The organism is Hyphomicrobiales bacterium, assembly GCA_030688605.1.
Taxonomy (GTDB): Bacteria; Pseudomonadota; Alphaproteobacteria; order Rhizobiales; family NORP267; genus JAUYJB01.
Genome location: JAUYJB010000122.1, coordinates 106,714 through 117,906 on the forward strand (window position 1 = coordinate 106,714; position 11,193 = coordinate 117,906).

The 11,193-nt window shown below is 63.3% G+C and carries 10 protein-coding genes; 6 read left to right on the forward strand and 4 right to left on the reverse strand.

Annotated features, from left to right (window positions below; all coding sequences use genetic code 11):
• Window positions 1-118: 118 nt before the first annotated feature.
• Window positions 119-1,402, forward strand: coding sequence for a glucose-1-phosphate adenylyltransferase (glgC, locus tag Q8P46_13195; GenBank protein MDP2621104.1), 1,284 nt, complete (start codon window positions 119-121; stop codon window positions 1,400-1,402).
• A gap of 41 nt (window positions 1,403-1,443) precedes the next feature.
• On the opposite strand, the gene Q8P46_13200 is transcribed toward glgC, so the two are convergent.
• Entirely contained in the window at window positions 1,444-2,871 is a 1,428-nt protein-coding gene (locus tag Q8P46_13200; protein MDP2621105.1) for a glycosyltransferase, read from the reverse strand.
• Window positions 2,872-2,915: 44 nt separating this feature from the next.
• Window positions 2,916-3,572 carry a hypothetical protein gene (locus tag Q8P46_13205; protein ID MDP2621106.1) on the reverse strand — a complete coding sequence of 219 codons (657 nt, stop codon included), beginning with the start codon at window positions 3,570-3,572 and terminating at the stop codon, window positions 2,916-2,918.
• A gap of 344 nt (window positions 3,573-3,916) precedes the next feature.
• Between Q8P46_13205 and Q8P46_13210 the strand changes: the two genes are divergently transcribed.
• Window positions 3,917-4,843 (forward strand): DUF4922 domain-containing protein, encoded by a 927-nt coding sequence (locus Q8P46_13210; GenBank protein MDP2621107.1) that lies wholly within the window; start codon window positions 3,917-3,919, stop codon window positions 4,841-4,843.
• A 38-nt stretch (window positions 4,844-4,881) separates the two neighbouring features.
• Here Q8P46_13210 and Q8P46_13215 read toward each other — a convergent pair whose 3' ends face one another.
• Together Q8P46_13215 and Q8P46_13220 are read right to left on the reverse strand one after the other, a co-directional pair.
• Window positions 4,882-6,039: a 6-phosphofructokinase gene (locus tag Q8P46_13215; protein ID MDP2621108.1), complete on the reverse strand. Its 1,158-nt coding sequence runs from the start codon at window positions 6,037-6,039 to the stop codon at window positions 4,882-4,884.
• 327 nt (window positions 6,040-6,366) lie between these two features.
• Window positions 6,367-6,795 (reverse strand): hypothetical protein, encoded by a 429-nt coding sequence (locus Q8P46_13220; protein MDP2621109.1) that lies wholly within the window; start codon window positions 6,793-6,795, stop codon window positions 6,367-6,369.
• Window positions 6,796-6,883: 88 nt separating this feature from the next.
• On the opposite strand from Q8P46_13220, the gene Q8P46_13225 reads away from it, so the two are divergent.
• From Q8P46_13225 to Q8P46_13240, 4 genes are all read left to right on the forward strand, one after another.
• Window positions 6,884-7,636, forward strand: coding sequence for a Crp/Fnr family transcriptional regulator (locus Q8P46_13225; protein ID MDP2621110.1), 753 nt, complete (start codon window positions 6,884-6,886; stop codon window positions 7,634-7,636).
• A gap of 423 nt (window positions 7,637-8,059) precedes the next feature.
• Complete coding sequence (locus tag Q8P46_13230) at window positions 8,060-8,926, forward strand: sulfide/dihydroorotate dehydrogenase-like FAD/NAD-binding protein (protein MDP2621111.1); 867 nt, start codon at window positions 8,060-8,062, stop codon at window positions 8,924-8,926.
• A gap of 28 nt (window positions 8,927-8,954) precedes the next feature.
• Window positions 8,955-10,460 (forward strand): NADPH-dependent glutamate synthase, encoded by a 1,506-nt coding sequence (gene gltA / locus Q8P46_13235; GenBank protein ID MDP2621112.1) that lies wholly within the window; start codon window positions 8,955-8,957, stop codon window positions 10,458-10,460.
• Window positions 10,461-10,480: 20 nt separating this feature from the next.
• Window positions 10,481-11,193, forward strand: a 713-nt coding sequence (locus Q8P46_13240) for a 2-oxoacid:acceptor oxidoreductase family protein (GenBank protein ID MDP2621113.1), incomplete at its 3' end; no start/stop codon positions are given.

An 11,193-nucleotide genomic window follows, 5' to 3' on the forward strand; every position in this document is an offset into this window, starting at 1 on the left:
ATCACAAATCCACAAGATATTAAGACTGGATCGGCATTGAACGGGTGTTGGGAAGCATTCGACCGGATGATAGGATTGCCGTCAAAACACGGCGTCAACCAAGGGAGCCGCAAGAACAATGACAATAACCGCTGCCCGTTTCGTCTCTCGCCTGACCCACGATACGCTGGCCCTGATACTGGCCGGCGGCCGGGGCAGCCGCCTCGGTGTCCTGACGGAGTGGCGCACCAAGCCGGCCGTGCCCTTCGGCGGAAAGTTCCGGATTATCGATTTCACGCTTTCCAACTGCCTCAATTCGGGCATTCGCAAGATTGCCGTACTGACCCAATACAAATCGCATTCTCTCCTGCAGCACATTCTCAACGGCTGGAGCCGCTTCAACACCGAGCTCGGCGAGTTCATCGACCTGGTTCCCGCCCAGCAGTGGCTCGATGAGGAAACCTGGTATCAGGGCACGGCGGACGCCGTGTTCCAGACCCTCGACATCATTGGGAGCCACAATCCGGGGCACGTTCTGATTTTGGCGGGCGATCACATCTATTGCATGGATTATGGCGAGATGATCGCAACCCATGTGGCGGCCCGGGCGGATATGACGATCTCCTGTACCCCGCTGCCGAGGACGGCAGCCTCCGAGTTCGGCGTCCTGACGGTCGACGAATCGCGCAAGGTCACCGCATTTCAGGAGAAGCCCGAGCAACCCACGCCGATGCCGGACGATCCGGACCTGGCGCTGGTGAGCATGGGGATTTACGTCTTCTCGTTCGATTATCTGTGCCAACAGCTGCGACGTGACGCGGCCGACAAAAACTCGAGCCACGATTTCGGCAAGGACGTGATCCCCCACGCCCTGGGCCAGGGCCATCACGTGCATGCCTACAGGTTCAGCAACGCCCGCTCCACCGGCAGCTCCTATTGGCGCGATGTCGGAACGCTCGACGCCTATTATCAGGCCAATATCGAGCTACTGTCACCCGAAGCACCATTGGACATCTATCATCCGGCGTGGCAGATCCTGACCTATCAGCCGCAATTGCCGCCGGCGCAGCTTGTCGGCGACGGCAAGCGCTGCAAGGCAAGAAACTCGATGCTCAGTGGCGGCTGCGTCATCAAGGAATCGGAACTCGACAGCGCGCTTCTATTCTCCGACGTGAAGGTGGGTGAGGGCTGCAACCTTGAAGGCGTGCTCGCTTTGCCCGGTTGCGAAATCGGTGCGGGCTCGCGCTTGAAAAACGTGATCCTCGACAATCAGTGCCAGGTTCCGGAGGGCACGGAAATCGGCCTCAATCCAGAGGTGGACAGGCAGCGCTTTCACGTCACCGAAGGCGGCATCGTCGTTGTCAATCGCGTGATGCTCGGACAGGGATCGCATTATATGCCGGCCATTCACGCGCAGGCTTAGAGCATTCGCCCGGCAACCGGCCTCACAGGGCCGCAGAAAGCCTAGCCGGGGCTCCTTTCCCGGGACAGATAGTCCTCGATCAGCCCGCTTGCGTCGAGTTCCGGGACCGGAGCGTCGGGATCGCCGCCTTGCCCGGCGGCCGCGGCAATGACCTCAAGATAGGCCTCGGCCGTCTTCCGCCACGTATATTTCGCCAGCACCCGCCGGCGCCCCCGGGTTGCGAGGTCGTGGTGGTTCTCCAGGGCCTCGACGAGGCCGCGCGCGATGTCATCGGCGTCAAACGGGTCCACGAGCACGCCGGAGCCGTCCTCGAAAATCTCCGACGGGCCGCCGTTGCGCGTCGCCACGCAGACCAGCCCGCAGGCCGCCGCTTCGATCGGCGCCAGGCCGAACGGCTCATAAAAGGCGGTCAGGGCGAAGACCGAGCCGGTTCGGGACAGGTAGCGGTAGGCGGCAGCAAGCTCGTTCTGGGAGCCGAGGTTCGCGAAATGCACCTGGCGCCTCAGCCCCGCCGCTTCGATGCGCGCGAGGATCGGGCCCAGCACATCCTGCTCGCTCTGCGACAGGCGTCTGATCTCGGAGAAGGGGTTGTCGATGCCGCGCAGGCATATCATCAGATCGCAACGCCGGCGCAGCGCCGCGGAGGCGGCGAAGGCCTCGACCACGCCGATGATGTTCTTTTTCTCGTCGAGGCGGCTGGAGACGATGACGCAGGGTCGCGGCGTCTTGCCGAGACGCCGCCGCAGCACGCCGTGCACCGGGGCGTCCTCGGGCGTGTCGTCCGCAGTGAAGATGCGGGTGTTCACGCCGGGCGGAATGACCGCAAACTTGCCCGCTTCGCTCGCGTCGACGGCGCCCGCATACAGCCGATGGGCGTATTGCTCCTCGCGTTCCTGACGGGTGGAGGTGACGATGCGGCTTGTCCGGCGCATGCTCTCCCGTTCCGCAGCGATGCGCCGGGAAAAGCGAAAGCGGTTTTCCATCTCCAGATAATTGGCGGTGGTGGTGCCGAGCTTGTCCAGCTTCTGCGCCCCGAGCGAGTGTCCGGTGAAGGTGAACTCTATTCGCCTCTCATGCCGGAATAGCGCCGCCGCATAGCCGCCGTCGGCATAGTGGCCGGTGGCAAAGTCGGGCGGCGCATCGCCGTAAAAGGCGATAATGTTCCGCACCCATTCGCCGAGATGATCCCAGAGCTCTTCCTTGGCGAGAAACCCAGGCCCGCCGCAGGGAATCCGAACGATTCGCAGCCGCGTCTCGAAGCCGGGATAGGAGTCGAACTCATCTGCGAACTCGGGCCATGACTTGTCCTCCATCCGGCGGGTCAGAATATCGACCTTGTGGCCCATAGTCGCCATCGCCTGGGCGACTTCCTTCACATAGACCAGCTGGCCGCCGAAATCGGGATGCTCTGCCCAGTGCGAGTCGGTGGGGTCGAAATTCCCCTGGGGATTCAGGAAGATAATGTGCACCGCAGCCCCTTCATGGCATTGGTCCCATATGGCCAGATCATGCGCTAGGAACGTTTGACCTCCGTGACGCGGTAATCGTTGCCGATGACGATGTCGGCGCGCGCCTTGTGCGCGGATATGATGCCGTGCTCGATCCGCAGCACCTTGTCGAGAAAGGGATCGAGCTCGGCGGCGTCGCGCTTGCGTTTTTCGCGATGGGCGCGCGTGTCCTGGTAACTGCGGTCGATGAATATCCGGGTGCCGGCATTGTCCAGAAGCGTCGTGTAGGTCCCCTCGGCGATCGCGACCGCTGCGGCCTTCAGCGCAAGGGTCTCCCTGTCGATGTGGTCGTCCTCATAGATGACGAGGGGCTTTTCAATGCTGTTCGCCCCTGAGAGAAATTGCCGCAAATGCTCATCGAGGAGGTCGAGCTTGACCTCCTGCGGCCCAACCCAGCCGATGTTCTTCCGCCGGGTCCGGTCGTTGGATTTCGGCGGATAGACGAAATAGTCGTCCTGCTGCAGGATCACCGCGGCGATCTGCCGGGCGGCGAGAAGCTCTGCGATCGCGGTCGCCGTTTCGGATTTGCCGCTTCCCGATTCTCCGGCGACCGTTAACGCATATTTCCCTTGCGAGGCTTGAATCTTGGGCGCAATCATCGGTATGATCGCCGCAGCGGCGGCGCGATGGTGTGGTTCGATGATGATCGTGTCGCCGCGCATAGTATCCTTCCGTGCAATGTGGGCAGGCTTTGGCCGGGCGAGGCCAGCTTGCACGCTAAGTTCTTAACTTTTCCCGCAGGTTCACTGGTTATAATGCGCCGATTTAATGCCAGCAATGCGTCATGCCGCGATCTTTGTGGCTTAGCGCTTCGGTAATGGGGACAGCAACGTTCTGATTGGAGAGAGGTGGGTGCCTCCGACCGGATCTAGAACGGATAGTCAAGTACAGTATGAAGCCGTGTAGCTTTGAATGCGCTTGGTCAGATCTGAACAGCCGGTTGCGAGAAATCGAAAGTGCCAACGGGAGTCTGCCGGCTGCCCTGACCGAGCTGCGGCGTCAACAGTTGGAATCCGGTTTCATCAAGGATGGCCTGGACGGTGTTCAGCGCTACACCTTCACCCATCCGCGCGATGCGGAAAAGCTCTTTCGTGCCCAGTATAACCCGAAGCGGGCATTGCGCTTCAACGGCGCCGGCCGCTCGGTCGCGCCCGACGGCGTCGTGGCGACGAATGGCGGCTGTTTTCTGTGCCGCGACAATATCCGCTGGCAGCAGCGCGGCGCCCAGCTCGGCTATGAAATTCCCCTCTCTCTCGGCCCCTATTTTGCCTGGATGAACCCGTTTCCGCTGTTGCCGATGCACGTCGTCGTGGCCAGCGCCGAGCACAAATCTCAGGAGTGGATTCTGCGCGGCACCGCGCTGAACGGGGCCTCCCGCCTGTTGGGCGACTTGCTGGAACTCGCCGACCGAATGCCGGGCTATTTCGGCTATTTCAACGGCCTCAATGCCGGCGCTTCGATCCCCGACCACCTGCATTTCCACTTCTGTCGGCGTCCGTACGATACGCCGGAATTTCCGCTTGAGCACGCCGCGCGCAGCACCACGCTCAGCGACGGACATGCCGGCCTGATCAAGGACTACCCGCTGGTCGGCGCCTTGTGGCGGGGAGGGCGCCAGGATGTGTTCGAATGGGCCTGGAGCTGGATCGAGCGATGGGCAAAGCAGAACAAGCGCCGTTTAGGGGGCGTGACGGCCAATCTCATCGCGACCAAAGACGAGACGGGGGGCACGCTGAACCTCTATTTCATGCCGCGCGCGCGTGGCGATTCGATGATCGATCACGGGTCGGAGCATATCGGCGGGCTTGAGGTGCTTGGCGAGTTCGTGTTCTCGAATCCGGAGGAAAAGTTTCTCCTCGACAGTGGCGCCATCAGCTATTTCAGCCTCGAGGAGCGGCTGGCGCAGCTTTACACGCCTCTCTACCTGACTTGACGCGCCGCGCCGCGGCCGCCTCCGGCCTCCGGCCGGCTTCATCGCAAGAGCATGGGCATGCCGTGCAGGCGGGCGATCTGCGGCCGGTAGGCGTCCGCGTCGTACATCGTCTCGACGTCCACTCTGCGGTTTCCCCTGATGCTCATGTCGGCGGGCACGGTCGCGTACTTGCCGTCTTGAACGGCCATCATCAGGCCGGTCGTGCCGCCCTGGATGCATTGCACCGCCATGGTCGCGAAATTCTTCGGCACCATGAGATCGACCGCGTCGGGGGCGCCGGCGCGCAGCAGATAGGCCAGGCTCTGATACATGATGCCGACGCCGGCATGCTTCTGGATGTAGTCGCCGAGGACCATGCCGATCCCGCCGAGCTTGCGGTGGCCGTAGGCGTCGGCTTCGCCGGTTTCGACGATGTCGCCTCCCTCGACCGACGCGCCTTCGGATATGACGGCAACCGAGTAGTTGGAAACGTTGCGCCGCCGGTCCTCGCAAAGCAGCCTTGTCACCTTCTCAAGGTCCAACGGCACCTCGCAGATCAAGGTGCGGTCGACATCGGCGAGATAGCCGGCCATCAGCGCGGTCTGGCCGCTATTGCGGCCGAATAGCTCGACGATCAGGATGCGCTCGTGGCTGCCAACCGGCGTGCGCAGGCGCTGTATCAGCTCCACCGAGCGTGTCACGCAGGTGGAAAAGCCGATGCAGTAGTCGGTGCCATAGACGTCGTTGTCCATGGTCTTGGGGATGCAAATGGTCGGCGCGCCTTCATTATGCAGCCGCGCGGCGTAGGACAGCGTGTCGTCGCCGCCGATGGCAATCAGCGCATCCATCTTGAGCGCTTCGAGAACCGACAGCACATGGGCGGTGCAATCGACCTTTTCCTTCTCGTCGCTTACCGAGTAGGCGGGTTTGAGGAAGTCCGGCAGCTCGCTATACGGTATCCTGGAGGGCTGGGTTCGCGAGGTGTGCAGGATTGTGCCGCCGGTACGGTCGATTGCATGCACGGCCTCCGGCGACAAGGGCATGATCGCATGCTTGGAGCCCTCGGGGTCCGCAGGGTTATAGTTCAGCGGCCCCGCCCAGCCGCGCCGGAAGCCGGTGACCCGCCCTCCGTGGCGCGCCGCCTCCCTGACCACCGTCTTGATTGCCGGATTGAGACCGGGAACATCGCCTCCTCCGGTCAGAATTCCCAAATGCATCCATCAGCCTCCATGGTGAGCACGAGCATAAGCCGGATCTCTTTCGGCCGCAGAGCCGCCGGACGGTGCGCCCCGACCAGGGGCTGTCAGCCCGTCCAGCCTCGGCAATGAGCCGGGCGGCGCCAATCGGCCCGAAAGCCCTTTGTTCGCCTTCTGTTAACGCCGCGGGAATGTCCCGACAATTGTTTTCAGGGATTTTCCGCAGCTTCTCGAACAAGTATCGGAAAGAAATTCGCTCACTGCGCGGAAAGGTTCCGAGCCGGACAGCGAGTCAGCCTGCGCCGCTCCAGGTCGCCGCGAGCCGGCGGCGGCACCTCTTACGGCGGCTTACTGTATCTTCGGAGAGCCGGTCGTTACGTTGTCGGCCGCCAGGTCCTGAGGGGAGACCTTGCCGTGGGCGAGGGCAGCAACCTTGAACCAGAACCGCGCCGCATCTTGTATCCCGGAATGACGCAGCTCCAGCGCCCGCAGCTTCGCTTCGTCGGATGCGGCGGCGCCATAACGTTCGAGCAAATGCTTGGCAGCAACGATCTGTTGATCGTAATCCATGCCATCCCCCGCGAATTCTTCAGCAGGCAGGGTGCGGGCGAATTTTTCATCCTGCACGCGGAAAAGGAATTGCCCGGAAGTGCCGCAGCGTCGATGATCTAAGTCAGAAACGGCACCCCCAATGCGACCCGCCGCCAGGGAGCGGATTTGACGGACCCGCCGCCGGGACGTCTGGCGGCGTTGCATTTCGTTTGCGATTTCCCACATCCTAATGTTAGGCGCGTGTTACCGGTGTTAGAATGAGTTTGTACGTAGATCGCAAGCCAACGGCGTTTGACCCGAAAGGGGGACGATCATGCCCAGAATGGAGAACGAGACCCGCGCCGACACCAAGCGGGAACGTGTCGGGCGCTGTTTCCCCAACGACATTCTGGAGCGCAGCGAATGGCGCGTTCTGGGACCGGAAGAGCTTGCGGAGCTATGCGCGAAGGCGTTGTGCCGTGCCTACCAGCCGGGGGAAACGGTGTTTTACGAGGGCGACGCTTGCCGCGGCGTCTATTTCATTTCCGAAGGGCTGGTCGGCGTCCGCAAGGAGGATCCGGAAGGGAATTCCGTGCTGCTGCATCTGGCCACCGACGGCGACTCGCTGGGCTATCGTCCGTTTCTCGCCGGCGACTCTCACCGCGCCAGTGCGGAAGTCCTGCGCACCAGCAAGATATGCTTTTTCGATGCCGACTCGATGCGCACTCTGCTGCGCGACAATCCCGACCTGGGGATCGAGTTCTTGCGCCGCGCCACGCGTGAGCTCGGCATTGCGGAAAACCGGTTTTACGAGGCGGTGCGGCTGAATTTGCGCACCCGCGTCGCCCATCTGCTGCTGCTGTTCAAGGATCGCTACGCGACCGTGGAAGCGGACGGGCGCATCCTGCTCGACCTGCCGATCTCGCGCCAGGACATGGCGGCGATGATCGGCGTGCGCGCCGAATCCCTGTCACGGACCATCCGCACCCTGGCCGACGACGGCCTGATCGACGTCTCCGGCCACCGCGCCTGGATCCTCGACATGGACCGGTTGATCGCCGAGGTCGCGCCACTCGACGTTCATTGATGCCATTCCGCCGCGAGGCGTGCGCGCCCTGCTGCGACAAATTGCCTTTGGCCGCGGAAAGCCTGGACAAATCGCGCATGAGCGGCGAGAAAGCCGCTGCGCGCATCCACCCGCTGCCGGCAACCCTGCCGCCAAGGCTGAAGAGCCGGCGAGTCGGTGCGGTTTAGGGCAGCAAAATCGTGGAATCTCAACGCTTTTCAAGGCACCGTGAAATCCGTGAAACCGCCGGGTTACCGACCGCCCACGCTGCGCGCGATGATCGACAGCCGCTTTGATTGAGGTCAAGATTTGGCTAATCCTTGCCCGCTATGATGGATTCGAAATTGCCAGCAGGGATGCGCTCCAAGGAACGGCCGCCACGCACGTGGGCTGAGGCGAAGATGCGCATTGCCGATACACAGAAGCAGCCGAGACGCTGACGCCATGTCCGATTTTCGGATCGTCGCCCGACAGGACTTCTCCGATACGACGTTTCTGTTGGAAGTCCGTCACCCGGCGATGGCCAGAGCCGCGCATCCGGGCCAGTTCGTCATCACCCTCCCGCATGAGCAGGGCGAGCGAATCCCGCTGACCATAGCCGATTTCGACCGCGAGGCCGGCACCGTGACGCTGGTCGTGCAGGCGGTTGGCAAGTCGACGAGACAGATGCAGCGCGACTGTCGGGTCGGCACCGCGCTCTTCGGCCTGGTCGGTCCGATGGGCGCTCCGAGCCATGTCACCGAGGCAACCAAGGTGGTCTGCGTCGGCGGCGGGCTCGGCGTGGCGCCGGTATTTCCCCAGGCGCGCGCCTTCAAAGAGAATGGCGCCTATGTCATCGGCGTGATCGGCTTCAGGAGCAAGGCGCATATCTTCTGGCAGGAAAAGTTCGGCCGGGTGTGCGACGAGCTCATCATCTGCACCGACGATGGCTCGGCCGGGATCAAGGGGCTCGTCACCGAGGGGCTCAAAGCGGCGATCGAAGAGCACCCGGACATTGACGAGGTCGTCGCCATCGGCCCGCCGGTCATGATGAAGGCCTGCGTCGAGACGACCCGCCCGCACGGCATCAAGACCATGGTCAGCCTCAACCCGATCATGGTCGACGGAACCGGCATGTGCGGCGGCTGCCGCGTCAGGGTCGGGGGCGAGATGAAATTCGCCTGCGTCGACGGTCCGGATTTCGACGGCCGCGACGTTGATTTCGACGAACTCATGAACCGGCTGCGCGCCTACAAGGCGCAGGAGCGGACGGCCATGGAGCGTTGGAATGAGAACTGCAAACGGCTCGAGCAGGTGCCGCAGACGGCTTGAGCGGAAACCGCTCTAACACGGTGTGACCATGGCCAAGAGGACGATCCGGACCATTCCGCAGGAGCGGGCGCCGATGCCGGTTCAGCCGGCGGACGAACGGATCACCAACTTCCGCGAGGTCGCCTGCGGCTTCAGCCTGGAAGACGCGCTGCACGAATGCGCCCGCTGCCTGGAATGCCCGGAGCCGGCCTGCATCGCCGGCTGCCCGGTCGGCATCGATATTCGGGCTTTCATCGCCAAGATCGGCGAGAAGGACTATCGCGGCGCCTACGACATCATCTCCAGCGCCAACCTACTGCCGGCTATCTGCGGCCGGGTGTGTCCGCAGGAGAGCCAGTGCGAAGGCGTCTGCCCGGTCGGTGATACGCTGCAGCCGGTGGCCATCGGCCGCCTGGAGCGCTGGATCGGCGACGAGGCGATCAAGGAGAGCTGGAACGCCCCGCCCTATATCGAGCCCAGCGGCTTCAAGGTCGGCATCATTGGCTCGGGTCCCGCCGGATTGGCCTGTGCCGCCGACCTGGCCAAGGCCGGATGCGACGTCACCATCTACGAGGCACTGCACAGACCGGGCGGCGTGCTGCGCTACGGCATTCCCGAATTCCGCCTGCCCAACGACGTGATCGACTCGGAAATCGCCAATGTGGAGCGGCTCGGCGTCAAGATCGAATGCAACACGCTGGTCGGGCGCCTGTTCACCATCGAAGAGATGCGCGACGGGATGGGCTTCGATGCCGTCTTTATCGGCACCGGCGCCGGCGCGCCGGCGTTCATGAACATCCCCGGAGAGTCGCTCAACGGCGTGCCTTCCGCCAACGAGCTCTTGACCCGCTGCAACCTGATGATGGCGGGAAAATTCCCGGATTTCGACACGCCGCTCAAGATGGGTAAGCGGGTTGCCGTGATTGGCGCCGGCAACACCGCCATGGACGCCATGCGGGTGTCGCTGCGCCTGGGCGCGGAGAAGGTCTATTGCGTCTATCGGCGCACCGAGGCGGAATGCCCGGCGCGCGAGGAGGAGCTGCACCACGCGATCGAAGAGGGAATCGAGTTCAACTGGCTGACCGCGCCGATCGAGATACTCGCCGACGGCGACGGCAATGTGCGCGGCATGCGCTGCCAGCGCATGGAGCTGGGCGAGCCCGACGATTCGGGCCGCCGCCGGCCGGTGCCGATCGAAGGCAGCGAGTTTGAGTTCGAGACCGACATGGTGGTCTATGCGATCGGCACCAAGGCAAACCCGATCCTCGGCCAGACCTCGAAGCTGAAGCTCAACAAATGGGGCTATATCGTCGCTGACGAGACCCTTGCCACCTCGATGGCCGGCGTCTATGCCGGCGGCGACATCGTCACCGGCGCGGCGACGGTGATCCTGGCCATGGGCGCGGGCCGCCGGGCGGCGCGCAGCATCAAGACCTATCTCGGCATCCGCGACAGCGAGATCGTCTACCGGCCCGCGCGGACCGATTGCAGCGGCACGCTGTTCGGCATCGATGTCGAGGAGAAGAATTATTCGCGCATCCGGCTCGCCGGATAGCAAGCGATGGGATCCGGCAAATGAAGGTTACCGAGGAACTAGATCGACCCCAAACGCGGCGGCGCCCAGCGAAGGACGCCGAAAGGCCCGCTCCCGCTACGAAAACGCGCAAGGGGGCACGTGCGCAGCGGGAGCGGGCCATAACCGTCAAGGAGCACATCGTCGAGATCGTCAGCGATTCCGGCGAAGGCGCGCAGCGCTGCGGCCAGTCCTTCGGTGCGCTTGCCGCGCGGACCGGAAACGGCGTCTGGACGGTGGAGATCATCCCGGCCGAGATTCAGCCGCCGGCGCGCAGCATCGCCGGAGCCAGCGGAAACCGCATTCGCGTCGCCACGAAGCGCGTCACCAACGGCGGCGACGGGGCCAATCTGGTCATCGGCTTCAACGAGCAGGTGCTCCTGAGCCGGGTGGGCGGTGGCGAGCTTGAGCCCGGATGCATCATCCTGCTCGAGGATAAATGGCGCAGCGATCCCGATGCCGATATCGCCGCCTCCTATGCCAGCGTCTGCGCAGAGGTGACTGCCGCCGGCTATCGGCTGCACGAGGTGCCGATGGAGGCGGAGTGCCTCAAGCTCGTGCCCGACCCGCGGCGCGGCAAGAACATGTTCGCGCTCGGCATGCTGTGCAGCATTTACAGCTTCGATCTCCCGCTGGCGCGCGAACAGATCGCGCGCACTTTCGGCAAGAAGAACCAGAGCGTCATCGACGTCAATATCAAGCTGCTCGAGGCGGG

Bases quoted from the DNA above. Each gene is read 5' to 3' on its own strand.
- glgC (MDP2621104.1), top strand. From the start codon at position 119: ATGACAATAACCGCTGCCCGTTTCGTCTCTCGCCTGACCCACGATACG.
- Q8P46_13205 (MDP2621106.1), bottom strand. From the start codon at position 3,572: ATGCGCGGCGACACGATCATCATCGAACCACACCATCGCGCCGCCGCT.
- Q8P46_13215 (MDP2621108.1), bottom strand. From the start codon at position 6,039: ATGCATTTGGGAATTCTGACCGGAGGAGGCGATGTTCCCGGTCTCAAT.
- Q8P46_13220 (MDP2621109.1), bottom strand. From the start codon at position 6,795: ATGTGGGAAATCGCAAACGAAATGCAACGCCGCCAGACGTCCCGGCGG.
- Q8P46_13225 (MDP2621110.1), top strand. From the start codon at position 6,884: ATGCCCAGAATGGAGAACGAGACCCGCGCCGACACCAAGCGGGAACGT.
- Q8P46_13230 (MDP2621111.1), top strand. From the start codon at position 8,060: ATGTCCGATTTTCGGATCGTCGCCCGACAGGACTTCTCCGATACGACG.
- gltA (MDP2621112.1), top strand. From the start codon at position 8,955: ATGGCCAAGAGGACGATCCGGACCATTCCGCAGGAGCGGGCGCCGATG.